Here is a 24355-nt window from a genome sequence, read left to right as displayed (position 1 = left end):
CCCTCACAGCGCGCCACGACGGCTCTTGGCATAGGTATCAAACGCCACCGCCAGCACAATAATCAGCCCGGTAATAATTTGTTGGTAGTAGGCGGAGACGTTCATCAGCACCAGACCGTTTATCAGAATGCCCATAATGATCGAGCCGATAACGGTGCCGCCGATGCGGCCATAGCCGCCCATCAGCGATGTCCCGCCAATGACCACCGAGGCGATAACGCGCAGCTCAAAGGAGATCCCGGCCACCGCCTCCGCGCTGCCCAGACGGGCGCTCAGCACAAACCCCGCCAGCCCGGCCAGACAGCCAATCACGACATACACGCTGACCAGCACACGTTTGACGTTGACCCCGGCAAGACGCGCCGCCTCCGGGTTGCCGCCAATGGCGTAGACGAAACGGCCCCAGCGCGTTTTGTGCAACGCCAGATAACCGCCGATCGCCACTAGCGCAAAAATCCAGATCGGGATGGAGATACCGAGCAGTTCGCCACGCCCCCACCAGCGGTAGCCCTGGTCAAAACCGGCAATGGGCGCGCCGTCGTTAATCACCAGCGTCAGGCCGCGCCAGATGGTCATCCCGCCGAGGGTGACAATGAACGGCGGCAGGCGCAGGCGGGTCACACCCAGGCCATGCAGGAAGCCAATCGCCGTCCCCATCGCCAGGCAGATGCCGAGGCCAATCAGCCAGCTCATCCCGCCCCAGGCGCTCGGGTCTACCGTGGTGAAGTTGTCGCCTTTAATCACGTATGCTGCCGTCATGGCGCATACCGCCAGAATGGAGCCGACAGACAGATCGATTCCGGCAGTCAGGATGACGAACGTCATTCCCACGGCCATGATCCCGTAGATCGACACCTCGGTCAGGATGTTGAAAATATTGCGTTCTGACAGGAAGTTACTGTTCTGCGTCTGGAAAAAAATCAGCAGCAGGAACATAAAAATCAGTACCCCAAAGCGCTCGAAAAAAGCGATCGGATCGATACGTCCGTTACGTTTGGCAGGGGGTTGCGTTTTGGTCACTATCTGCGTCATGTGAAACTCCGTTATGCCGCGTTCAGGGCGTTATGGTTGATGGCCATCATCATCATGAGCCGCTCTTCGGTGGCGTCATCGCCGTGGATTTCACCGGTTACCCGGCCTTCGCTTAAGGTGATGATCCGGTCGGAAACCGCCATCACTTCGGGCAGATCGGAAGAGATCACAATCACCGCCACGCCCTGTTTCGCCATATCAAACAGCACCTGGTGCACCTCGGATTTGGTGCCCACATCGATGCCGCGCGTCGGTTCATCAACAATCAGCACCCGTGGATTGAGCGCCATGCAGCGCGCGAGGATCACTTTCTGCTGATTGCCGCCGGAGAGCTTGCGCACCTCCTGTTCGCTGTTGACCATCTTGATTTGCAGCGCCTGGCGGTAAGATTCGATCAGGTCATCTTCTTTGCGGGTGTTGACGAAAAAGCGCCAGCGCAGCAGCGAAGAGAGACTGGAGAGCGACAGGTTGTCGCGAATAGACAGTCCCAGCACCGCCCCCTCTTTTTTGCGATCTTCCGGCACCAGCGCCACGCCCTGATCCAGCGCGTACATCGGGTCACGAGGGTGATACGCCACGCCGTCCAGCTCGAACGTCCCGGAAGTAAAACCGTCAGCGCCAAAAAGACAGCGCGCCACTTCAGTACGCCCGGCGCCGACCAGCCCCGCAATCCCCAGCACCTCCCCGGCGTGCACGTGAAAGCTGATGTCGTGCAGCGCAATGCCGTGCGGGTCCAGCGGCGGCTTTTCGCGACACAGTCCCTTCACCGCAAGGCGAATCGGTTTGTCTTCATGATGGGTTTCGCTGGGGGGGCGACGATTAAAGGCCACGTCTCGTCCCACCATCAGGCGGATCAGCTGTTCCACGTTGGTTTCCGCAACCGCGCCGCTGCCGGTAAAGCGGCCATCCTGAAACACGGTAAAGCGATCGCAGAGCTGGAAAACTTCATGCAGGCGATGGGTGACATAAATAATGCTCACGCCCCGGCCTTTAAGTTCCCGCACGACGCGGTGTAGGCTTTCCACTTCGCTGTCGCTCAGCGCGGCGGAAGGTTCATCCATAATGATGAGCTTCGCGTTCAGGGTCAGCGCGCGGGCGATCTCCACCATTTGCTGCTGCGCCACGCTCAGGCGGGCAACCGGCGTGGTCGGCGCGACATTCAGTTGCAGATAGTCCAGCACCACCTGCGCCTCCTGGTTCACGGCCTTCGCATCGACGATCACATTACGTTTACGCGGCTCGCGTCCGAGAAACATATTTTCCGCAACGGTCATGTTGGGCAGCAGATTAAATTCCTGATAGATGGTAATGATGCCTTTGTTTTGCCGCTCAACCGGCGAGTCCTCCACCGGCAGCGTTTCGCCATTGAACCAGATGTCCCCACGGGTCTGCGGCTGCGCCCCTGCCAGCGCTTTCAGCAGCGTGGACTTCCCCGCGCCGTTCTCGCCAAGCAGCGCGTGAATCTCCCCCGTCCCGACGGTCAGTTGTACGTTGCTCAACGCCCAGACGCCGGAAAAGCTCTTTGCCAGATCGGTAACGTTCAGTAAGGGTTGCAACATCGGTCTGCTCCTCCTTTAATGCGAGCCGCCGCAGCGACGGCGGCTCCGGGCAAATCAGTTACCGGCTTCGCCGATACGCTCGGCCTGTTGCAGGTTCTCTTTGGTGATTAACGTCGGCGGATAATCCGCACCGGTGATGGCTTTCTTCTCACGCACGTTCGCAACCAGCTGGCTCATCGCCGTCTGTACCGCGAAACCCGGACGCTGATCCGCCGTCGCCGCCATCCAGCCGTCGCGCACCCGCGCCAGCGCTTCCGGCACCGCGTCAAATCCTGTCACCAGAATTTCGCCCGGTTTCACCCCCTGCCCCTGCAACGCTTCAATCGCGCCCAGCGCCATATCATCGTTGGCGGAGAGGATGACCTGCGGACGTTTTTTCAACGACGGCAGCACGCTTTCAACAATGCGCATTCCTTCCGAACGCATCCAGTTACCGGTCTGGTCAGCAACAATGCGGTACGTATCGCCCCCCGCCTTCAGGCTGTCGCGAATGCCTTTGGTGCGTTCAATATTGGAAGAAGAACCCGGCTGGCCGGTCAGCAGCACAATGTCCGCGCCGTCAGGAAATTTGCTTTTGACAAAGTCGCCAATGGCCTGGCCGCCCTTGTAGTTGTTCGCGCCAAAATGCGAAACCTGCTTCTGGCTATCGACGGAGCGATCGAGCGTCACCACCGGCAGCTTAGCGTCCTGAATCTCGTCCACCGCGCTGGAAACTGCGTTGACATCATTCGGGGAGACGATGAATCCCTGGGCGCCACGGGTGATGGCGTTTTCCAGATCGGCAACCTGCTTCGGCGAACTTCCCTGCCCGTCCAGAACCTGTAGGCTGACGCCCATCTCTTTCGCGGCTTTCACCGCCGTGCGCTGCATGTGAACTTCAAACGGCATTGCCAGATTCGGCGTGCTGAAAACAATTTGTTCGTTCTCGGCCATTGCCGCCCCGGCTGTCATGGCGATGAAGGCGGCTAAAATCAGCTTTTTCATTGTTATGTCTCTCTGTGTAGGGTGTGTTGTTATGGAAAATCAGAGGAGAACTTCACGCTGGCTGTGCAATGACTCCAGCGCTTTATCAGCCAGATACAGCGCACGCTCACCGTCATCACCGCTGCACTCCGGCACTGCCTCGCCGCGTAAGATGGCGACAAAGTGCTCCCACTCGGCGGCATAGGCAGCCTGATAACGTTGCAGGAAGAAATGCTCAGGCAGCGCGCTGGTGCAGCCGTTCTGGCCAAAGCGCTGCACCTGGTTTTCGAGGATATTGCCCGCCGTAAGCAGACCTTCGGAACCGTGCAGTTCCAGACGCTGGTCATAGCCATAAGACGAGCGACGGCTGTTAACGATGGTCGCCAGCGCGCCGGAGGCATACTTGAGCACGATAAACGCGGTGTCGATATCGCCTGCCGCGCCAATTGCCGGATCGACCAGATTGCTTCCCTGGGCGTAGACCGAAACAGGCTCTTCCCCCATGATGAAACACGCCATATCGAAATCGTGGATGGTCATATCACGGAACATCCCGCCGGAGACGCGCACATATTCCGCAGGCGGCGGAGAAGGATCGCGGGAGATAATCAGCAATGATTCCGGCTTGCCGATGCGCCCGCTCTGCGCCTCGGTTTTAACGCGGCGGAACTGTGGGTCGAAACGACGGTTAAAGCCGATAAACAGCGGCACGTCGAACTCTTTGACCACTTTCAGGCAGTCGCGCACGCGGGCAAGATCAAGATGTACGGGCTTTTCACAGAAAATGGCTTTGCCGTGGCGGGCGGCCAGTTCAATCAAATCGGCGTGGGTATCCGTGGCGGAGGCAATCAGCACGGCATGAACATCAGGATCGGTCATCGCCTCATCAAGACTTTGCTGACGGGCCTGATATTGCGTAGCCAGGCGGGAGGCAAAGGTCTCGTTCGGATCAACGACAGACCACAGGGTAGTCTCTTTGTGGGTTGCGATGTTAGCGGCATGTACCTGACCAATTCGGCCAGCTCCCAGTAAAGCAATGTTAAACATAACGGCTCCCGGTGTTGGTGAATGCGGTGAACTAACGACCCCTTAAATAAAACATTTATTTCATTTTTATAAATAGTGAAAATTATGTTTTTGCGCGCAAGTTAACATTCTTGTGATGATTGAGGTAAATTTTGTTATCAATCTCACAACACAACGATGGAGAAGATGCAGAGCCTGGCCCCCTTTCATTCAGAAAGAGGGCGAGGAATGAAAAAACAGGAAAAATGAAATGAAAATTTCGTTGTCGCAGGTTGCCGGATGGCGGCGCGAACGCCTTATCCGGCCTACGGGTTAGCGCCATCCGGCATTACTCACTCAATACTGACGCGCCTTTTTCACCTGATCGAACGTCTGCTCGGCGGCTTTTCGCACCGACGGTGAATCGGCCACCTGCGCATCGCCGGTACGCCACCATGAGGCGTAATCGTGAGTCATCGTTTTTGGCAGCACTTTAATATCCAGCAGCGTCGGCCCCGGATGCGCACGCGCCGCCTCCAGCGCCGTCAGCAGGCTCTGCTCATCATGTACCCGCCACGCCCGGCAGCCGTAGCTTTGCGCATTTTGGGCGAAATCAACCGCCACCAGCGGGCCGTCCAGCTGGCCGGATTGTGGTTGACGGGCGCGATTCTCGGTGCCAAAACTGCCCATCCCATGCCCCATTTGCAGGTTATTGATACAGCCAAACCCGCCGTTATCAAACAGCAGGATGGTGATTTTTATCCCCTCCTGCACCGCCGTTTGCAGCTCAGAATGCAGCATCATGTACGAACCGTCGCCCACCATCGCATAGACCGGCTGCTGCGGCTTCGCGAGTTTCGCCCCAAGCGCGGCCGCAATTTCATACCCCATACAGGAATAGCCGTACTCCAGGTGGTAGCTGTCGGGCGTTTTCACCTGCCAGAGACGCTGCAAATCGCCCGGCAGCGATCCCGCCGCGCCGACCACAATGGCGTCATCCTCAATGTACTGGTTGATAATCCCCAGAACGCGAGTCTGAGTCAGCCGCGTGTTCAGCGCTTCACTGTATTCCGCCAGCTGCGCATCAAGGTGCCCGGCAATTTCCGGCGCGTCATCCGGGCGCCACTGGCGAGACCACAGCCGGCGGCACTCCTCGTCCCAGGCCGATTTCGCCTGCGCCACCTCGTCTCCCCAGCCGCTGCGATAATCCTGAAGCCCTTCCGTCAGCGCCGTCAGACCAGCGCGGGCATCGGCCACCAGCGCCGTGGCGTCCAGTTTGAGGGCGTCGAACTCGGCGACATTCAGCAGGAGAAATTCTACGTCCGGGTGTGCAAACAGCGCTTTCGAACCGGTGGTGAAATCGGTCAGACGCGTGCCGACGCCGATAACCAGATCGGCCTGCGGCGCAAGCTGGTTTGCCGCCAGCCCGCCGGTAACGCCAATACCGCCCAGATTCAGCGGATGGTCGCTGACCAGCGCGCCTTTCCCGGCCTGGGTTTCCGCAAACGGCAGGTGCAGGTTTTCCACAAACTGACGAAACGCGTCGTGCGCGCCGGAATAACGCACCCCGCCGCCGCAAACCACCAGCGGGCGGCGTTTACGGGCAATCAGCGCCCGCGCCTGCGCCAGCCGGTGTGGGTCCGGCGGTCGTCTTTCAATATGGTGAACGCGACGGGCAAAGAAACTCTGCGGGTAATCCCAGGCTTCGCCCTGCACATCCTGCGGTAAACAGATCGTCACCGCGCCGGTATCAGCCGGATCGGTCAGGGTGCGCATAGCGTTAAGCATCGCGCTCATCAACTGTTCCGGGCGGTTGATACGATCCCAGTAGCGCGAAACCGGGCGAAAGCAGTCGTTGGTGCTGATACTGAGATCGTGGTACTGCTCGATTTGCTGTAATACCGGGTCCGGCTGGCGGCTGGCGTAGATATCGCCCGGCAACAGCAGCAGCGGAATACGGTTCGCCGTCGCCGTGGCCGCCGCCGTCACCATATTGGCCGCGCCGGGCCCTACCGAAGAGGTGACGGCGTAAATGCGCTGGCGACGGTGCTGTTTCGCGAACCCTGTCGCCATGTGCGCCATTCCCTGTTCATTACAGCCCTGATGCACCCGCAAGTGCCCGGCGTCCTGCTCCAGCGCCTGCCCGATGCCGAGTACGTTGCCGTGGCCGAAGATGGTCGCCACGCCTTCGATGAACGGCATCTCCTGTCCGTCTACATCGACGTACTGTTGGTTGAGAAACTTGACCAGCGCCTGCGCCATGGTCATACGTACGGTTGTCATAAGTCCCTCCGTCAGCCCAGCGTTGGCATGGAGAACGCGGCGCCGCTATCCTGCTGCATCTCCGGCCAGCGGGCGGTAACGGTTTTCATGCGGGTATAAAAACGCACGCCGTCATTACCATGAACGTTAAGCGGACCAAAAATAGACCGTTTCCAGCCGCCGAAACTGTGGAACGCCATCGGCACCGGAATCGGCACGTTAACGCCGACCATCCCGGCCTGCACCTCTTCACAGAAACGACGCGCACAGCCGCCGTCGCGGGTAAAGATCGCCGTCCCGTTGCCATATTCGTGGCGATTAATCAGATCCACCGCGCTGGCGTAATCCTTCACCCGCACCACGGAGAGTACCGGGCCAAAGATCTCTTCTTTGTAAATCGTCATCTCAGGCGTGACGTTATCAAACAAGGTCGGCCCGACGAAAAAGCCCTGTTCGTGGCGCTTCACGCTAAAGCCGCGACCATCCACCCGCAGCCGCGCGCCCTGCACCTCGCCGCTGTCGATATAGCCCAGCACTTTACTGCGATGTGCGGCGGAGATCAGCGGGCCCATCTCATTTTCCGGCGTTTGATCAAGCCCCGGCCCAACGCGTAACGCGGCGATCTGCGTTTCCAGCCGCGCGCAAAGTTCGTCCGCCGTGTTATCCCCCACCGCCAGCACCACGGAGAGCGCCATACAGCGCTCGCCCGCCGCACCATACGCCGCGCCCATAATCGCATTGGTTGCCATATTCATGTCGGCGTCCGGCATCAGAATGCAGTGGTTTTTCGCCCCGCCCAACGCCTGACAGCGTTTGCCGTGCGCCGACGCCGTCTGATAAATATATTCTGCAATCGGCGTCGAGCCGACAAAACTGACGGCCTGAACGCGCGGATCGGTCAGCAGAACATCCACCGCTTCTTTATCGCCCTGCACAACGTTAAAAACGCCATCCGGCAGACCGGCCTCTTTCAGCAGTTTTGCCAGCGCAAGCGGCAGCGAGGGATCTTTTTCCGACGGCTTAAGCACAAAGGTATTGCCGGTAGCCAGTGCGATGGGGAACATCCACATCGGCACCATCGCCGGGAAGTTGAACGGGGTGACCCCGGCGCACACGCCCAGAGGCTGCATCAGTGAATGGCTGTCAACGCCGGTGCCGACATTCGCCGAATGTTCGCCTTTTTGCAGGTGTGGAATGCCGCAGGCAAACTCGACCACTTCCAGACCGCGCGTCAGTTCGCCCACCGCATCAGAATACACTTTGCCATGTTCTTCACTGACCAGCCGGGCGAGCGAATCCATGTTCTGCTCCAGCAGCGCTTTAAAACGAAACAGCACTCGCGCGCGTTTCAGCGGCGACTGCCTTGACCAGGCGGCAAACGCCTGCTGCGCAGCGGCAATGGCTCGCTCCGTTTCCTGCGCCGTGCTCATCACCACCTGACGAATTTGCTCGCCCGTGGCGGGGTTGAAGATCGCCTGAATGCGCTGGCCTGAGCCTGTAACACATTCGCCGTGAATAAAATTCGCTACCGTCTCCATCCTGAACCTCTCGCTGTTAATACGTGACTGTTACCCGAACACTGTATATGAAACAAACGTTCTATTTTAAGTTGAAATAAAATAAATATTGATTATTGTGATCAGGAATGGATTTTTATGTTAACAGGCTGCATCGCCGGGCCGGATGTATCGCTAACATTTAAAATGTACGGTTTTGCGTTTAGAATCAGAAAACTAAGTATGGGGGATAACATGACGACAGCATCCAGTCTGAGCGAGCTACAGCAGCAAATTCGCGACCGTTACGATAGTCTCAGTAAACGATTGCAGCAGGTGTCCCGCTATGTGCTGGATAACACTAACAGCGTAGCGTTCGATACCGTCGCCGTCATCGCCGAGCGGGCGGACGTGCCGCCATCGACGCTTATCCGTTTCGCCAACGCGTTTGACTTCACCGGTTTCAACGAAATGAAACAACTGTTTCGTATGAACCTGGTGGAAGAAACGGCCAGCTACAGCGATCGCGCGCGGCTGTTCAGAGAGATGGAGAGCGAATCCGTACCGGAAACGCCGTTAGACATCCTGCAAGAATTTGCCCGTTCGAATGCTCAGGCGCTGCAACAGCTGGCGTCGCGTACCGATCCCGACATGCTGCAACGCGCCGTTCAATTACTGGCGGAGGCCGACACGATTTATATCGCTGGCCTGCGGCGCTCTTTTAGCGTGGCCGCCTATCTGACCTACGCGCTCAGCCACCTTGAATGCCGCCCAATACTGCTTGATGGCATGGGGGGGATGCTGCGAGAGCAAATCAGCCGTATCAAGAGTCGCGATATTGTTATCTCCATCAGCTTTTCCCCTTACGCAGAAGAGACGGTCATGGTCAGCGAAACCGCAGCCAGCGTCGGCGCAAAGCAAATTGTCATTACCGACAGTCAGATAAGCCCACTGGCGACCTTCAGCGATCTCTGCTTTGTAGTCAAAGAAGCGCAGGTAGACGCTTTTCGCTCACAGTCCGCAACGCTTTGTCTGGTGCAGTCATTGGTTGTCGCTCTGGCTTACAGGCAGGGAAACAGTCATAAATAATCGTTAAGCGCGTGGACGAAGATAATATTGCTTAAAATAGCGTTTTTTTGATCATGCGTTAATTCAAAACGCCCCTTTACAGGGGCACAAACGCAACGTTTTTTCGTGTGTAGTATTACTCTTTATTTATCTTTTCGCTGGCGCGAAAACTTTTTCATGTAAATCCAGATATAACTCATCAATCTGCGTAAACGGATTGATACAATCGTTCTTCTCAAGCCATGCTCTGAGCCTGGCGCTTTCCTCACACGCCTTAAGACCATTTTTCTTTATTAGGCTATAGAGTCCATTATACTTTTCGCTATAATCTTTCAAATGCGTATTTTTAAGGTATTCCTTGCAGTTCTGTGCCGCGCTTTTATTTGCTTTAACAAATGGCCGTCTTAACACTTCATAATGGAGTAAAAACCAGACCTCGATGCAGGGATCAGAACGCAGGATCTTCGCCTGAGGATACCGGTCGCCACCAAGGGACTTTTTACGCCGTGAAAAAGTATGTTCTTTTAACATACTGGATGCCAGGTCAATATCTTTCCCAAACTCATCCGTATCAATTAAGCAATAAATCAGCTCAAATTCGAGATCCTGCTCATAAAGATCAATGGCGGTGCGTACAACGCTACTTGGGTTTGAATGGCGCCCAGGTTCAATATAAACGTCTGTATTCGCTATTTTAAGGTCTTTAACCATATCCTTAAAATAGGTTGGTTCGGTCTCCGTACCTTCGCAAACGATCAGGGTTTTCTTACGCTCAGATTTAACTTTACCGCTGCCTCGTTTTTTCAATGCAGAAGGAGAAATTAACTCTTTCATTTTCCTGGCCATCATTCACCCCAAAAAAGGAACGCCACCAAATTTACCCAAATCCCAGCCTTTTATAATAGAGTCCTCAAACCTGGGGGCAAAATCGCTCAGTGGATAAAGCACGGTTTCAAGCTCGCTATTTTTCTCCAGGAACCATATTTGATCCCGTCTGACGAGTTTTTCCGTATCTAATAGAACGTTTGAATGCGTTGTGAGAATCAGCTGCAAAAGACGTTCAGAGTGTTTGACCATTAACTCAAAAATCGCTCTGACGATATAAGGGTGGAGCGATGATTCAAACTCATCAAGAACCAGTACGCTTTTTTCACCGGCCTCACAGCACAGTAAAAGAATGCCTGATAGATCGAATAACTTCTTCGTTCCCGAAGATAATCTTTCATAAGGGATGTTTTTCTTGATACCGCTGGACGTCGTATGTTCTAAAACAATTTGAAAACCGACATCGCTCAATATCATTTTTTTCATTTCTTCTGGCATCTCATCAGGTAACGTCACGTTCTTTTTCGTTACCGAAATATCAGAAATAGAAAGATCAAACTTGTTTAAAAACTCAAGTATTTTATTTTTTTTCTGTTCATCGCCATCAGCCAGATCGTCTAAAAAAGAGTATCTGGATGCCATTCGGAAAACATCATCATTGCGATTACTGGATACAATTAAATCGCCTCTGAACCAGTTAATAAACTCATCCAGTTGTGAGACATCATAAGCATGCAGAATGGATACGAATGGCGAGCGTTTGCTATTATTGGCTTTTTCTATCGCCACTTCATACGTTTTTTTATCTATCTGCAACGATGGGCAGTAGTATTCGAATTCATTGGTTTCAGCATTATATACTCTGGAGATAATCGTCTTTGGTCTTACCCCTTTTTTTGAGTAAACCCATAAACCTTCAGCTTCTATCGCGTCTGTACCGATAGATAACGTATACTGATACCGTTCACCGGTCGTGCCGATAAAACTGATCTCAAAATCAGTAGGCGCGGTTAACTGTTCCTCATCAAAAATAAATTTAGGTATTTCTCTGTCGATAAACCGCGTTCTTATTGAATCATTCTGTGAACTATCAGCAAACCCTCTAAGGATATAGGATTGCAGAAAATCTAAAGCTTCAACAAAACTACTTTTGCCCGCGCCGTTAGCACCATAAATTACTGCGACCTTATTAATCAGCAGATCATCAAAATGCTCAGCTGTTGCCGTCGTCTCTGGATGCTCTTTATAAGATTTTTTAGCAGCCATCGATAAAGTTTGTTTTTGGCTAAAAACTTTAAAATTCTGCACTGAAAATTCAATAAGCATTTATAACTCCTTTTTTTGTGAAAAAATCACAAATTTTCCGGTTAAAGCCTATCACGCAACCTTCCCGATTGCCAGATCAACGTTGTCTGATTGTCAACCCATATGACCGCTTATCACGGCAGTTTCTACAATATTCACGACCCCCTACGGAGCCCCCGTCGCTCCCACATCCAGACCTCATTGATTCAATTACAGTTTATTCCTAAAGCCACCGCCTTTCTGCCGTGTCATGCTTAACCACGCATATAACTGATAACGTTAAGCGAGGTTCTTATGAAAAAAACAATGATCGCCTTATCTGCACTTCTGCTGGCTTCCCCTGTTTTTGCTGCGACCACACACGCGACCGATAACGACGTTGCAGCGGCTCATGAAAGCGCAAATACCGCCAAAGAGAAACTGCACCAGGCGCAGAATCAGGGTGAAGAACTGAAACTGAAATCTGAACATGCCGCTGAAGGTAAAAGCGACAACCTGAGCAGTAAAGTGAGCGAAGGCTCGCAGAAGGCCTGGAATAAGACCAAAGAAGGCACCGAAAAAGGCTGGAATGCCACGAAAGAAGGTGCTGAGAAAGGCTGGAACAAAACCAAAGAAGGCGCAGCAGAACTTGAGAAAAAAGTCAGCGAATAATTTTGCCTGACATGAGAAAAAAGCCGCTAATGCGGCTTTTTTTATTCCAGCGAATCACCCTTTATTCGGCCTACGGTGATAACGTTTTTATTTACTGCGCCGTCGTTAAAAACCGTACCCGCACACGCAGACCGCCCAGCGTTTCACTGCGCGACAGCTGTGGATGGGTACGGTGCAGGCGGGCAATGTCGTTGACCAGCGCCAGACCGATCCCCGCCCCGCTCTCATTCCCCACGTTAGCAAGCCGATGAAACGGCATCAGCGCCTGCGGGATCTGCTCAGCGTCAATCCCTGGCCCATTGTCTTCCACCACCAGCACAACAGCCTCGCCATCCCGCAATAGCCGTGCCGTTACCGTTCCCTGCGACGGCGTATATTTCAGCGCATTATCCAGCAAATTCGCGCACAGCTCGCCGAGCAAAACGTCATCCCCTTCAATCCACACCGCCTCTTGCTCACCTTCATACCCCAGATCGATAGCCTTGCTGCGCGCCTGCGCCAGACGGCTAAAACAGCTCATCTGCACCACCTCATACAGATTAACCGGCAAGAACTGTCGCTCCCCCTGCTCTTTACGTTTCACCGCCGACAGTTGCAACAGCCGCTCCGTCAGCAAAATCGTGCTATCCAGCGTCGCGCTCATCGCCCGCAAACTTTCGTGCCACTGCTGCGGCTGTTGACTGGCTAACGCCACCGCCGCCTGCGTTTTCAATACGGCCAGCGGCGTTTTTAACTGATGGGACGCATCGGCGCTAAAGCGTTCCTGACGGGAGATCAGCGCGCGCAGGCGATCAATGTAGCGGTTAAAGGCGACGATCAGCAGCCGGGTCTCTGACCAGGGCAGCAGTTCCGGCAAGGGTGTCAGCAGGCCCGGTTCACGACGCACCATCAGCGAGGAGAGCTGGCGCATCGGCTTCAGAATGCGTCGCAGCAGCCAGCCAACGAGAATCAATGTCAGCAGCACCAGCAGCCCTTGCGACACCCATGAGGAGAACAGCAGTTGCCCGGCCAGATAGCGCCGGGACTGTAGCGTCTCGGCAACGTAGATCTCCGCCATCCCGAATATCGCCCCTTCATTTACCGGCTGGAGCAGACGCGCCACGCGGATAGCCTGTCCGCGATACTGGGTGTGATAAAACCACGCCAGCGCCGGGTAGAGCCGGGTTCGCGAGGTGGAAGGCGGCATCGCGGGCAGATCGTCATAACCGGAGATCACCTTGCCGCCCGGGTCCACGACTTTGTAATAGAGACGATCGTTCATGTTGAGTTCAAAGCTGTCGAGCACCACCCAGGGGACATTCACCTCCAGTTTGTCGTGGCGCACCACCAGCCGTTCCGCCACCGTTCTCGCAGAAGAGAGCAGCGTCCTGTCGTAGGCCTGCGTCGCCGCCTGTAGCGCGCTAACGTAGCTGTTAAATGCCGACAATCCCCACAGCAGCACCAGCGGCAATCCGAGGAACAGCAACAGTTGCAGGTACAGCGACTGGGGTTTAGCCCACCTCATCGCCGCACTCCAGCACGTAACCCAGCCCACGCAGGGTGGTGATCCGCACGTTACTGCCCTGCAATTTTTTCCGCAGACGATGGATATAGAGTTCGATGCTCTCCGGGCTGACCTCATCGCTCAGGCTGAAGACCTGTTCAAACAGCTGCTGGCGCGACACCGGTCGCGTTCTGCGGTACATCAATACCGTCAGCAACGCCTGCTCACGCGGGGTCAGCGCCAGCGGCTGCGCCTGAAGCAAAAAGTAACCTTCATCGTGAAACGCCAGATCGCCAAGCTGCTGCAACTCCTGCACCTGACCCGCGCTGCGCCGCAGTAATGCCCGCAGCCGCGCATCAAGTTCTTCAATCTCAAACGGTTTTGGCAGATAGTCATCCGCTCCGACGTTCAGCCCTTTCACCCGATCCGCCACCGCGCTGCGCGCCGTCAGCAGCAGCACCGGCAGCGTTTGTCCACGCTTGCGCAGGCGCTGCACTACTTCCAGTCCGTCCAGCCCCGGCATGTTGATGTCGAGCACCGCCAGCGCATAGGTCTCAGTGTGCAGAAGATGATCGGCCGCCTGGCCATCAAATACGCAGTCCACGGCAAAACCGTTCTGCACCAGCGCTTTTTCCAGCCAGTGAGCCAGTTCACGGTTATCTTCCGCTAATAAGAGACGCATATCACATCCTGTAAAGTTTCTGCCGCATTGAAAGGGAATTGAAAGGTTATTGTTTTAACAATCACGCAACCGAACTGCTACATGTCGGCTCACATAATCACAAAAATCTTCTTCCGTATCTGAAAACTCGGACGTCCGCGTGAGGATAAACAATGAAAAAACAATTACTTCGTGCCCTTACTGCAAGCGTTTTACTGATGAGCACCGCTGTACTGGCGCAGGACGCGCCGTCGCGTACTGAGTGTATCGCCCCGGCCAAACCCGGCGGCGGGTTTGACCTCACCTGTAAGCTGATTCAGGTGAGCATGATGGAAACCGGCGCTATCGAAAAACCGATGCGCGTCACCTACATGCCGGGCGGCGTCGGCGCGGTCGCCTATAACGCTATCGTCGCCCAGCGACCTGGCGAACCGGGGACGGTCGTCGCCTTCTCCGGCGGCTCGCTGCTTAATCTGTCGCAGGGGAAATTTGGTCGTTACGGCGTGGATGACGTGCGCTGGCTGGCGAGCGCCGGTACTGATTACGGCATGATCGCCGTGCGCGCCGACTCCCCGTGGAAGTCGCTAAAAGATCTGCTCGCCGCGATGGAGAAAAATCCTGACAGCGTGGTGATTGGCGCTGGCGCATCGATTGGCAGCCAGGACTGGATGAAGTCGGCGCTGCTGGCGCAAAAAGCCAATGTCGATCCGCACAAGATGCGCTACGTGGCGTTTGAAGGCGGCGGCGAGCCGGTCACTGCGCTGATGGGCAACCATGTGCAGGTAGTTTCCGGCGATCTCAGTGAAATGGTGCCTTACCTGAGCGGCGATAAAATTCGCGTGCTGGCGGTATTTTCTGAAGAACGCCTGCCGGGTCAGTTAGCCAACGTCCCGACCGCCAAAGAGCAAGGATACGACCTGGTCTGGCCGATCATTCGCGGCTTCTACGTGGGGCCAAAAGTCAGCGATGCCGACTACCAGTGGTGGGTAGAGACCTTCCAAAAGCTCCAGCAGACCGACGAGTTTAAAAAGCAGCGTGAGCTGCGCGGCCTGTTTGCATTCGACATGACCGGCAAGCAGCTTGACGACTACGTCAAAAAGCAGGTCGCCGATTACCGCGAGCAGGCGAAAGCCTTCGGCCTCGCGAAATAAACCTGGAGGCAATCATGAGCGATCGTATTTTTGCAGGTATCTGGCTGTTGCTCTGCGTTGCCGGGCTGTTCATCGCCTGGCAGATTCAGAGTGAATACAGCTACGAACCGGTCGGCCCTCGCCCGTTTCCGCTGGGCATTATCGGTCTGATGGCGCTCTGCGCGCTGGCGCTGTTATTGCGTCATCCCGATACCGTTAGCTGGCCTCACCACCATGTGCTGCAAAAGCTGCTCACGATGGTGATTGTCCTGCTGATGTACGCCTGGGGATTTGAGTGGCTGGGCTTCCCGGTTGCCACCGCCATTCTCACCCTGGTCATCGGCATTCTGTTCGGCGCAACAATCCCGGCTGCGGGCATTTCCGGCGCGGTTCTCGGCATCCTGCTGTGGTATGCCTTCGACCGTCTGCTTGACGTCACCTTACCTCTCGGCGCCTGGCTGAGTTAACGGAGAAACGATGGATACCTGGATATATCTTTCTCAGGGTTTTGCGGTGGCAATGACGCCGGAAAACCTGGTGATCGCGCTGATCGGCTGCTTCGTCGGCACCATTGTCGGCCTGCTGCCGGGTCTTGGCCCGATTAACGGCGTGGCGATTTTACTGCCGCTGGCTTTCGCTCTGCATCTGCCTGCGGAGTCCGCGCTGATCCTGCTGGCTACGGTTTATATCGGCTGTGAATACGGCGGGCGTATTTCGTCGATTCTGCTCAACGTGCCCGGCGATGCGGCGGCGATCATGACCGCGCTCGACGGTTATCCGATGGCGCAACAGGGGCGCGGCGGCGTCGCGCTTTCCATCTCGGCGGTCAGTTCATTTTTTGGATCGCTTATCGCCATCGGCGGGATCATCCTGTTCGCGCCGTTGCTGGCGCAATGGTCGCTGGCGTTTGGCCCGGCGGAATACTTTGCGCTGATGGTCTTTGCCATCGCCTGCCTCGGCAGCATGATGGCGCAAAATCCACTGAAATCATTTCTGGCAGCGCTGATCGGTCTGGGTCTGGCGACCGTCGGCGTAGACGCCAACACCGGGGTTTATCGCTTTACTTTTGACAGCGTACATCTCTCCGACGGTGTGCAGTTCATCGTGGTGGTGATCGGTTTGTTCTCTGTCTCAGAAATTCTATTAATGCTGGAACATACCAGCAGCGGCCAGAAACTGGTACGCAAAACCGGGCGCATGTTATTTAACGCCAAAGAAGGAGCGCAGTGCGTGGGCGCAACGTTACGCTCATCGGTGATTGGCTTCTTCGTCGGCGTGCTGCCGGGCGCAGGCGCCACCATCGCCAGCGCCATCACCTACATGACCGAGAAGAAGATCAGCGGCAACAGCGACAGCTTCGGTAAAGGCGATATCCGTGGCGTGGCGGCACCGGAAGCCGCTAACAACGCGTCGGCCTGCGGTTCATTCATCCCCATGCTGACCCTCGGCGTACCGGGTTCCGGCACCACGGCGGTAATGATGGGAGCGCTGACGCTGTATAACATCACGCCAGGGCCTGCGATGTTCACCGAACAGCCGGATATCGTCTGGGGGCTGATCGCCGCGCTGTTGATCGCCAACGTGATGCTGCTGGTCATGAACATCCCGCTGATTGGCATGTTCACCCGTATGCTGACCATCCCGCTGTGGTTCCTTGTCCCGGCGATTGCCGCCGTGTCTGCGGTCGGCGTGTACGCGGTACACAGCACCACGTTCGATCTGGTGCTGATGGTGGCGCTCGGCATACTGGGCTACATTCTGCGCAAAATGCACTTCCCCATGTCGCCGCTGATCCTCGGCTTTGTGCTGGGCGAAATGCTGGAGCAGAACCTGCGCCGCGCGCTCTCTATCAGCAACGGCAATATGGCGATTTTGTGGGAGAGCGGTGTGACGAAAGCGCTGCTGACGATGGCGATAGCGGTGATTATCATCCCGCCGCTGCTGCGCCTGCTCCGCAAACGCAACAATAAGCCACAGGTGGATATCGGCTAACGGATTGCCGGATGGTGTTGCGCCATCCGGCAATCATCACTGTCGCGCCTCAATCCGCTGTAGCATATACGGGAAGAAAGGATTCGACGTCACGCGCATCAGCGTATCCAGCCCCACCGCCAGCGTGGACGTTTCCCCGCGCAGCGCGATAGTCCCGATACTGATTCCATAGCGGTTCAGTTCGTCCGGTTGCAGACCATACAGCGAATCGCTGAGCGGAAACGGCACCGCCACATGCGACAGCGAATACATCTCCTGCGGCCAGGCCAACGGTAACGGCTGAACCTGCTCCACATGCTCCCCGGCCGGGGTATCGCGCGCCACGACATTCAGCGTTTCCGGCGTCGCATTCGTGATAATTGTCGTGCGATAGTTGCGCGGCGCAGGCGGTAACAACTGAGTAATGGCGGTATACGATGAGGTGCGCAACAGCGGACGCAGACTGGCGGCCTGATTGATATCGAACAACACCAGCTCACTGCCGTTATTGCCAAGATAACGATAAAACGAATCCACCACTGCACGGGTGCTCACCGTGGAATCCATAATTGACTGGAAGGTCAACACCGGCGGCAGTTCGTTAAGGCGGGAGCTTCGCGCATCCCGCGAAATCTGCTGTTGTAATGCTTTTGTCAGCAGATAAGACTGACGCGCGGCGTTAACCGGAAACGAGTTATATTTGAACGGATTATATTCTGGCGTGACGTTCAACCACGCCGCTTTGGCAAACGCTGGAAAGAGCGCAGGTAAACCCGCCAGTCCGGCAAAACGGGCGAATGCCGTCACGCCGATCATCGGCGACAGCAGGATAAGCTGCTGAGGACGCCGCAACGTGTTGTCTTCCAGCGCGTCCAGCGTGTACTTGAGCGCCAGCGCCCCGCCGTTTGAGTAGCCCACCAGATGCAATGGCACATCTCGCCCCGCAAGCCGCGTCGCTTCCCGAACCGCCAGCCGCGAGGCGGCAAGCCACTGTTCCCACTCCACCGCCGTTAACGCACCGGGCGCAGTGCCGTGCCCAGGCAGACGCGGCACAACGGCGATAAAGCCACGCTGCTGATAATCCTTAGCAACGTATTTCATGCTGTAGGGCGAATCCGTTAAGCCATGCAGTAACACGGCGACGCCACGCGGTTTACCCTGCGGCATGAGTACGTACGAGCGATTGCCGTTGGGCGAAAACTGCGGCGGCCAGACCCGGCTGTTATGGTAAAAACGGTTGATGGGCGTCTGCTCATCCGGCTTCAGCTTATCCGTCACCCCGGTTTTCAGATGGCTAAACAGCGCCTCTTCCCGCGCCAGGTACTGCGAAAAAGTGGCCTTATCCAGCGCGTTGGCAGACATTTCGCTACCGGTCCAGGTATGCCAGAGATGAAGATCGGGCCCGCTTTCTGTCTGGTAAACCCGCACGCCAAGAAAAACGATCAGGACCACAAGCAGCGTCAACGCCACATGCCTGATGAGCGATGCCAGTCCGGTACTCATCCATTTAAGGCGTCGGAATAGATTTTTTATCAATGGCTTAATCCCTGTCTCCCGCTCGTCTGCTATTTCACAAACAGAATCAGTTTAGGCTGCGGATGTAAATCCTGTCTCATTTCTTAATCCCTGATATTTATAATGTTAAATATTTGTTGTTTTTGATCACAAAAATTAAACAAATCGTCAGTTTTGTATGTGTTTATCAAAAATGTAGATATTTTTAGTTTATGGCTACGAAATGAGCATCGCCATGTCTCCCTGACCATTTACTGAGAGGATCGATTCTGATGAATGCACTGACCGCCGTAAAAACAAATGCTGATAGTGTCACCCGCAGCGACGCCGGATTTTCCTTCGCCCCTTCCGTACAGTCGCCGCGTCTGCTGGAACTGACCTTTAGCGCAAAAACGACGGCGCAATTTTTGCAGCAGGTGGAACAGTGGCCGGTACAGGCGCTGGAATACAAATCCTTTTTACGTTTTAAGGTCGGTCAGATCCTCGACGCCTTATGTGGCAACCAGCTACAGCCGCTGCTTATTAAAACGCTGCTGGATCGCGCCGAAGGCGCACTGCTGATCAACGCCGAAGGGATCGACAACGTAGAACAGGCTGACGAGATGGTCAAGCTGGCGACGGCGGTGGCGCACCTTATCGGGCGCTCTAATTACGATGCGATGAGCGGCCAGTACTACGCGCGCTTTGTGGTGAAGAACGTCGATAATTCAGACAGCTACCTGCGACAACCGCACCGCGTGATGGAGCTGCATAACGACGGCACCTACGTTGAGGAAGTTACCGACTACGTGCTGATGATGAAAATCGACGAACAAAATATGGCGGGCGGAAACTCACTGTTACTACACCTCGATGACTGGGAGCATCTGGAGCGCTTTTTCAGCCACCCGCTGGCGCGTCGCTCCATGCGTTTTGCCGCGCCGCCGAGCAAAAACGTCAGCCACGATGTTTATCATCCGGTATTTGACGTTGACCAGCAGGGGCGCCCGGTCATGCGCTATATCGACCAGTTCGTCCAGCCAAAAGATTTTGAAGAGGGCGTCTGGCTCAGCGATCTCTCCGATGCGCTGGAAACCAGCAAAAACATCCTCTCTGTTCCGGTGCCGGTCGGTAAATTCCTGTTGATTAACAACCTGTTCTGGCTGCACGGGCGCGATCGTTTTACGCCACACCCGGATCTGCGCCGTGAACTGATGCGCCAGCGTGGTTATTTCGCTTATTCCACCCATTGCTACCAGACTCATCAATAAGCGCGGTCAGACGAAGGAATTGAGCGGATGTATGATTTTGTAATTATTGGCGGCGGCATTATCGGCATGTCGACCGCCATGCAGCTTATTGATGTGTATCCAGACGCCAGCATCGCCCTGCTGGAAAAAGAGTCCGAACCGGCCTGTCATCAGACGGGTCACAACAGCGGCGTGATCCATGCCGGGGTCTACTACACTCCCGGTAGCCTCAAAGCGCAGTTTTGCCTCGCCGGAAATCGCGCCACCAAAGCCTTTTGCGATCAAAACGGCATTCGCTACGACACCTGCGGAAAAATGCTGGTGGCGACATCCGAACTGGAAATGGCGCGGATGCGGGCGCTGTGGGATCGCACGGCGGCAAACGGCCTGGAACGCGAGTGGTTAAGCGCGGCGGAACTGCGGGAGCGGGAGCCGAACATCACTGGTCTGGGCGGGATTTTTGTCCCCTCCAGCGGGATTGTCAGCTACCGGGACGTGACGGCGGCGATGGCAAAAATATTCCAGGCCAAAGGCGGTGAGATTGTCTACAACGCGGAGGTCAGCGCGCTGAAGGAACATGCGGCGGGCGTGGTGATCACAACCCGGGGCGGGCAGATATACGAAGCCTCAACCCTGATTAGCTGTTCCGGGCTGATGGCCGACCGGCTGGTTAAAATGCTGGGGGTCGATCCCGGTTTTATCATCTGCCCGTTCCGTGGCGAATATTTCCGCCTGGCGTCGCAGCATAATCAAATCGTTAACCATTTGATCTATCCCATTCCCGATCCGGCAATGCCGTTTTTGGGCGTCCACCTCACCCGGATGATCGACGGCAGCGTTACCGTCGGGCCTAACGCCGTGCTGGCTTTTAAACGAGAAGGCTATCGGAAAGGCGATTTTTCATTATCCGATACGCTGGAAATTTTCGGTTCGTCCGGCATCCGCCGCGTGCTGCAAAACAATCTGCGCTCAGGGCTTGGCGAGATGAAGAACTCACTGTGCAAAAGCGGCTATCTGCGGCTGGTGCAAAAATATTGCCCCAGCCTGACCTTAAAAGATTTGCAGCCGTGGCCTGCTGGCGTGCGGGCGCAGGCGGTGTCGCCGGATGGCAAGCTGATCGACGATTTCCTGTTTGTTACCACGCCACGATCCATTCACACCTGCAATGCGCCCTCTCCGGCGGCCACATCAGCCATTCCCATCGGGGCGCATATCGTCAGCAAAGTGCAGACGCTGCTGGCAAGCCAGAGTCATCCCGGACGCACGCTACGTGCGGCGCGTCGCGTGGACTCATTAAACGCCGCATTCACCCGTTAACCCTTTTAAGACAGGAAGCAATCATGCAACTTAACGATCCCACCTTGTTCCGCCAGCAGGCGTTTATTGAGGGGCAATGGCGCGACGCCAGAAGCGGCGACACAATCGCCGTAACCAACCCAGCGAACGGCCAGCCGTTAGGCAGCGTACCGAAAATGGGGGCAGAAGAGACCCGCGAAGCCATTGACGCCGCTAACCGCGCGCTGCCCGCCTGGCGCGCGCTCACCGCCAAAGCGCGGGCGAATATTCTGCGTCGCTGGTTCAATTTGATGATGGAGCACCAGGACGATCTCGCCCGTCTGATGACGCTGGAACAGGGGAAGCCGCTGGCGGAAGCAAAAGGAGAAATCAGCTATGCCGCCTCTTTTATTGAATGGTTTGCCGAAGAAGGTAAGCGCATCTATGGCGACACGATTCCAGGCCACCAGGCCGATAAGCGCCTGATCGTTATCAAGCAGCCGATTGGCGTTACCGCCGCCATCACGCCGTGGAATTTCCCCTCGGCGATGATTACCCGCAAAGCCGGCCCGGCGCTAGCGGCCGGTTGTACGATGGTTCTGAAACCCGCCAGCCAGACGCCGTTTTCCGCCCTGGCGCTGGCTGAACTGGCGAACCGCGCCGGGGTTCCCGCAGGCGTCTTTAACGTCATCACCGGTTCTGCGGGAGCGGTCGGCAATGAACTGACCAGCAACCCGCTGGTGCGCAAACTGTCGTTTACCGGCTCAACCGAAATTGGCCGTCAGCTGATGGAACAGTGTGCGAAAGACATCAAAAAGGTGTCGCTGGAGCTGGGCGGCAACGCGCCGTTCATCGTCTTTGATGACGCCGATCTGGATAACGCCGTAGAAGGCGCGCTGGCCTCTAAGTTTCGCAATGCCGGGCAGACCTGCGTCTGCGCTAACCGCCTGTATGTACAGGACGGCGTGTATGACCGCTTTGCGGAAAAACTCCAGCAGGCGGTGAGCAAGCTGCATCTCGGCGATGGCCTGCAAGCGGACGTCACCACCGGGCCACTGATTGACGAAAAAGCGGTAGCCAAAGTGCAGGAGCACATCGCCGACGCGCTGGAGAAAGGCGCAAAAGTGCTCTGCGGCGGTAAGGCGCATGCGCTCGGCGGCAACTTCTTCCAGCCCACCATCCTGGTGGACGTCCCCAATAACGCGAAAGTGGCTAAAGAAGAGACGTTCGGCCCCCTCGCCCCGCTATTCCGCTTTAAAGATGAAGCGGACGCGATCGCGCAGGCGAACGATACCGAGTTCGGTCTGGCGGCCTATTTCTACGCCCGCGATTTAAGCCGCGTGTTTCGCGTCGGCGAAGCGCTGGAGTACGGCATTGTCGGCATCAACACCGGCATTATCTCCAACGAAGTCGCGCCATTCGGCGGGATTAAAGCCTCCGGTCTTGGCCGCGAAGGTTCTAAGTACGGCATCGAAGATTATTTAGAAATCAAATACATGTGTATCGGTCTTTAAAAAAACAATACTGGAGAACACCTGATGAGCAGCAATAAAGAATTAATGCATCGCCGCAGTAACGCCGTTCCTTGCGGCGTAGGACAGATCCACCCTATTTTTGCCGATCGCGCGGAAAACTGCCGGGTCTGGGATGTGGAAGGCCGCGAGTATCTCGATTTTGCAGGCGGTATTGCGGTGTTGAATACCGGGCATCTGCACCCGGAGATCGTCTCGGCGGTCGAAGCACAACTGAAAAAGCTGTCGCATACCTGTTTTCAGGTGCTCGCCTACGAACCGTATCTGGAGCTGTGCGAACTCATGAACCAGAAGGTGCCGGGCGATTTCGCGAAGAAAACCCTGCTGGTGACTACCGGTTCCGAAGCGGTGGAAAACGCGGTGAAAATCGCCCGTGCGGCGACAAAGCGTAGCGGCGCCATCGCTTTTAGCGGTGCCTATCATGGCCGTACCCACTACACCCTGTCGCTGACCGGAAAAGTCAATCCCTACTCTGCCGGAATGGGGCTGATGCCAGGCCACGTTTACCGCGCGCTCTACCCTTGCGCCCTGCACGGCATCAGTGATGATGACGCGATTGCCAGCATCCAGCGCATCTTTAAAAACGATGCCGCGCCGGAAGATATTGCCGCCATCATCATAGAACCGGTACAGGGAGAAGGCGGTTTTTATGCAGCCTCGCCCGCTTTTATGCAGCGTCTGCGCGCACTCTGCGACGAACACGGGATCATGCTCATTGCCGATGAAGTGCAAAGCGGCGCGGGGCGTACCGGTACGCTTTTCGCGATGGAGCAGACGGGCGTCGCCCCGGACCTCACCACCTTCGCCAAATCGATTGCCGGCGGCTTTCCGCTGGCGGGAGTAACCGGTCGCGCCGATGTGATGGACGCCATCCCGCCTGGCGGTCTGGGCGGCACCTACGCCGGTAATCCTCTCGCCTGCGCCGCCGCGCTGGCGGTACTGAACATTTTCGAGCAGGAAAACCTGCTGCAAAAAGCCAAAGACCTGGGGCAAGCCCTGCGTAAAGGGCTGCTGAATATTGCTGAAACGCACCGCGAGATTGGCGACGTGCGCGGCCCGGGAGCGATGATCGCCATTGAGCTGTTTGAAAATGGCGATCGCAGCAAACCGGACGCGAAGCTGACCGCCGACATCGTCGCCCGCGCCCGTGATAAAGGGCTGATCCTGCTCTCCTGCGGGCCGTACTACAACGTGCTGCGCATTCTGGTGCCGCTGACTATCGAAGAAGCGCAAATTCAGCAAGGGCTGGACATCATCGCCCAGTGTTTTGATGAGGCGAAGCAAGGTTAGGTCGTTGTAGGCCGGATAAGGCGCTTGCGCTGCCATCCGGCAATGTTGTGATGCCCGGTGGCGCTCCGCTTACCGGGCCTACGCATCAAGAGCAGCCAACAGC

General features: G+C 56.0%; 20 protein-coding genes. 9 read left to right on the top strand and 11 right to left on the bottom strand.

Annotated features, from left to right (window positions below; genetic code table 11):
- Positions 1-3: 3 nt before the first annotated feature.
- The 6 genes from OGX81_RS12370 to OGX81_RS12345 form a co-directional block, all read right to left on the bottom strand.
- Complete coding sequence (locus OGX81_RS12370; RefSeq protein ID WP_047461785.1) at positions 4-1032, bottom strand: ABC transporter permease; 1029 nt, start codon at positions 1030-1032, stop codon at positions 4-6.
- Positions 1033-1043: 11 nt separating this feature from the next.
- A complete protein-coding gene (locus OGX81_RS12365; RefSeq protein WP_104868292.1) occupies positions 1044-2591 on the bottom strand; it encodes a sugar ABC transporter ATP-binding protein in 1548 nt (515 codons plus the stop codon).
- A 54-nt stretch (positions 2592-2645) separates the two neighbouring features.
- Positions 2646-3575, bottom strand: a complete 930-nt coding sequence (locus OGX81_RS12360) for a substrate-binding domain-containing protein (RefSeq protein ID WP_286487572.1) — start codon at positions 3573-3575, stop codon at positions 2646-2648.
- Between the two features lie 39 nt (positions 3576-3614).
- Entirely contained in the window at positions 3615-4601 is a 987-nt protein-coding gene (gene iolG / locus OGX81_RS12355; protein WP_104868291.1) for an inositol 2-dehydrogenase, read from the bottom strand.
- 315 nt (positions 4602-4916) lie between these two features.
- Positions 4917-6842 carry a 3D-(3,5/4)-trihydroxycyclohexane-1,2-dione acylhydrolase (decyclizing) gene (gene iolD / locus OGX81_RS12350; protein WP_104868290.1) on the bottom strand — a complete coding sequence of 642 codons (1926 nt, stop codon included), beginning with the start codon at positions 6840-6842 and terminating at the stop codon, positions 4917-4919.
- 11 nt (positions 6843-6853) lie between these two features.
- Positions 6854-8359, bottom strand: coding sequence for a CoA-acylating methylmalonate-semialdehyde dehydrogenase (locus OGX81_RS12345; protein WP_112001710.1), 1506 nt, complete (start codon positions 8357-8359; stop codon positions 6854-6856).
- Positions 8360-8572: 213 nt separating this feature from the next.
- On the opposite strand from OGX81_RS12345, the gene OGX81_RS12340 reads away from it, so the two are divergent.
- Positions 8573-9406, top strand: coding sequence for a MurR/RpiR family transcriptional regulator (locus tag OGX81_RS12340; RefSeq protein ID WP_047463948.1), 834 nt, complete (start codon positions 8573-8575; stop codon positions 9404-9406).
- Between the two features lie 126 nt (positions 9407-9532).
- On the opposite strand, the gene OGX81_RS12335 is transcribed toward OGX81_RS12340, so the two are convergent.
- A complete protein-coding gene (locus tag OGX81_RS12335) occupies positions 9533-10219 on the bottom strand; it encodes an RloB family protein (protein WP_024130874.1) in 687 nt (228 codons plus the stop codon).
- A 15-nt stretch (positions 10220-10234) separates the two neighbouring features.
- Positions 10235-11536 carry an AAA family ATPase gene (locus tag OGX81_RS12330; RefSeq protein WP_012134761.1) on the bottom strand — a complete coding sequence of 434 codons (1302 nt, stop codon included), beginning with the start codon at positions 11534-11536 and terminating at the stop codon, positions 10235-10237.
- Positions 11537-11809: 273 nt separating this feature from the next.
- Here OGX81_RS12330 and OGX81_RS12325 point away from each other — a divergent pair, with 273 nt between their 5' ends.
- Positions 11810-12166 carry a KPN_00521 family repetitive protein gene (locus OGX81_RS12325; protein ID WP_012134762.1) on the top strand — a complete coding sequence of 119 codons (357 nt, stop codon included), beginning with the start codon at positions 11810-11812 and terminating at the stop codon, positions 12164-12166.
- Between the two features lie 91 nt (positions 12167-12257).
- Here OGX81_RS12325 and OGX81_RS12320 read toward each other — a convergent pair whose 3' ends face one another.
- A complete protein-coding gene (locus OGX81_RS12320) occupies positions 12258-13670 on the bottom strand; it encodes a sensor histidine kinase (protein ID WP_047461775.1) in 1413 nt (470 codons plus the stop codon).
- Positions 13657-14331, bottom strand: coding sequence for a transcriptional regulator TctD (gene tctD / locus OGX81_RS12315; RefSeq protein ID WP_012134764.1), 675 nt, complete (start codon positions 14329-14331; stop codon positions 13657-13659). The genes OGX81_RS12320 and tctD overlap by 14 nt, the downstream gene beginning before the upstream one ends.
- Positions 14332-14483: 152 nt before the next feature.
- Here tctD and OGX81_RS12310 point away from each other — a divergent pair, with 152 nt between their 5' ends.
- The 3 genes from OGX81_RS12310 to OGX81_RS12300 are packed head-to-tail and all read left to right on the top strand — an operon-like array spanning position 14484 to position 17432.
- Complete coding sequence (locus OGX81_RS12310; protein WP_012134765.1) at positions 14484-15461, top strand: Bug family tripartite tricarboxylate transporter substrate binding protein; 978 nt, start codon at positions 14484-14486, stop codon at positions 15459-15461.
- A gap of 11 nt (positions 15462-15472) precedes the next feature.
- A complete protein-coding gene (locus OGX81_RS12305) occupies positions 15473-15907 on the top strand; it encodes a tripartite tricarboxylate transporter TctB family protein (protein ID WP_160880288.1) in 435 nt (144 codons plus the stop codon).
- A gap of 10 nt (positions 15908-15917) precedes the next feature.
- Positions 15918-17432 carry a tripartite tricarboxylate transporter permease gene (locus tag OGX81_RS12300; protein WP_012134767.1) on the top strand — a complete coding sequence of 505 codons (1515 nt, stop codon included), beginning with the start codon at positions 15918-15920 and terminating at the stop codon, positions 17430-17432.
- 36 nt (positions 17433-17468) lie between these two features.
- Here the strand turns inward: OGX81_RS12300 and OGX81_RS12295 are convergent, their stop codons facing one another.
- Entirely contained in the window at positions 17469-18944 is a 1476-nt protein-coding gene (locus OGX81_RS12295; RefSeq protein WP_225622018.1) for an alpha/beta hydrolase, read from the bottom strand.
- Positions 18945-19198: 254 nt separating this feature from the next.
- Here OGX81_RS12295 and glaH point away from each other — a divergent pair, with 254 nt between their 5' ends.
- Genes glaH through gabT form a run of 4 tightly spaced genes read left to right on the top strand, consistent with a single transcriptional unit; the run spans position 19199 to position 24252 of the window.
- A complete protein-coding gene (gene glaH, locus OGX81_RS12290) occupies positions 19199-20176 on the top strand; it encodes a glutarate dioxygenase GlaH (RefSeq protein ID WP_104868288.1) in 978 nt (325 codons plus the stop codon).
- A 27-nt stretch (positions 20177-20203) separates the two neighbouring features.
- Positions 20204-21472, top strand: coding sequence for an L-2-hydroxyglutarate dehydrogenase (gene lhgD, locus OGX81_RS12285; protein WP_012134771.1), 1269 nt, complete (start codon positions 20204-20206; stop codon positions 21470-21472).
- A 23-nt stretch (positions 21473-21495) separates the two neighbouring features.
- Positions 21496-22944: an NADP-dependent succinate-semialdehyde dehydrogenase gene (gene gabD / locus OGX81_RS12280; protein ID WP_058667994.1), complete on the top strand. Its 1449-nt coding sequence runs from the start codon at positions 21496-21498 to the stop codon at positions 22942-22944.
- 24 nt (positions 22945-22968) lie between these two features.
- Positions 22969-24252: a 4-aminobutyrate--2-oxoglutarate transaminase gene (gene gabT / locus OGX81_RS12275; protein ID WP_104868286.1), complete on the top strand. Its 1284-nt coding sequence runs from the start codon at positions 22969-22971 to the stop codon at positions 24250-24252.
- The last annotated feature ends 103 nt before the right edge of the window (positions 24253-24355 follow it).

The sequence above is a fragment of the Citrobacter sp. CK206 genome, assembly GCF_030333125.1.
Classification (GTDB): domain Bacteria; phylum Pseudomonadota; class Gammaproteobacteria; order Enterobacterales; family Enterobacteriaceae; genus Citrobacter_B; species Citrobacter_B koseri.
This window is presented reverse-complemented; position numbering and strand designations above follow the sequence as displayed.

Excerpts from the sequence above, each read along its gene's own strand:
- OGX81_RS12310 (WP_012134765.1), top strand. The coding sequence starts at position 14,484 with ATGAAAAAACAATTACTTCGTGCCCTTACTGCAAGCGTTTTACTGATG.
- iolG (WP_104868291.1), bottom strand. The coding sequence starts at position 4,601 with ATGTTTAACATTGCTTTACTGGGAGCTGGCCGAATTGGTCAGGTACAT.
- gabT (WP_104868286.1), top strand. The coding sequence starts at position 22,969 with ATGAGCAGCAATAAAGAATTAATGCATCGCCGCAGTAACGCCGTTCCT.
- OGX81_RS12335 (WP_024130874.1), bottom strand. The coding sequence starts at position 10,219 with ATGAAAGAGTTAATTTCTCCTTCTGCATTGAAAAAACGAGGCAGCGGT.
- glaH (WP_104868288.1), top strand. The coding sequence starts at position 19,199 with ATGAATGCACTGACCGCCGTAAAAACAAATGCTGATAGTGTCACCCGC.
- gabD (WP_058667994.1), top strand. The coding sequence starts at position 21,496 with ATGCAACTTAACGATCCCACCTTGTTCCGCCAGCAGGCGTTTATTGAG.
- OGX81_RS12345 (WP_112001710.1), bottom strand. The coding sequence starts at position 8,359 with ATGGAGACGGTAGCGAATTTTATTCACGGCGAATGTGTTACAGGCTCA.
- OGX81_RS12325 (WP_012134762.1), top strand. The coding sequence starts at position 11,810 with ATGAAAAAAACAATGATCGCCTTATCTGCACTTCTGCTGGCTTCCCCT.
- iolD (WP_104868290.1), bottom strand. The coding sequence starts at position 6,842 with ATGACAACCGTACGTATGACCATGGCGCAGGCGCTGGTCAAGTTTCTC.
- OGX81_RS12300 (WP_012134767.1), top strand. The coding sequence starts at position 15,918 with ATGGATACCTGGATATATCTTTCTCAGGGTTTTGCGGTGGCAATGACG.
- OGX81_RS12330 (WP_012134761.1), bottom strand. The coding sequence starts at position 11,536 with ATGCTTATTGAATTTTCAGTGCAGAATTTTAAAGTTTTTAGCCAAAAA.
- OGX81_RS12360 (WP_286487572.1), bottom strand. The coding sequence starts at position 3,575 with ATGAAAAAGCTGATTTTAGCCGCCTTCATCGCCATGACAGCCGGGGCG.
- lhgD (WP_012134771.1), top strand. The coding sequence starts at position 20,204 with ATGTATGATTTTGTAATTATTGGCGGCGGCATTATCGGCATGTCGACC.
- OGX81_RS12320 (WP_047461775.1), bottom strand. The coding sequence starts at position 13,670 with ATGAGGTGGGCTAAACCCCAGTCGCTGTACCTGCAACTGTTGCTGTTC.
- OGX81_RS12340 (WP_047463948.1), top strand. The coding sequence starts at position 8,573 with ATGACGACAGCATCCAGTCTGAGCGAGCTACAGCAGCAAATTCGCGAC.
- tctD (WP_012134764.1), bottom strand. The coding sequence starts at position 14,331 with ATGCGTCTCTTATTAGCGGAAGATAACCGTGAACTGGCTCACTGGCTG.
- OGX81_RS12370 (WP_047461785.1), bottom strand. The coding sequence starts at position 1,032 with ATGACGCAGATAGTGACCAAAACGCAACCCCCTGCCAAACGTAACGGA.
- OGX81_RS12365 (WP_104868292.1), bottom strand. The coding sequence starts at position 2,591 with ATGTTGCAACCCTTACTGAACGTTACCGATCTGGCAAAGAGCTTTTCC.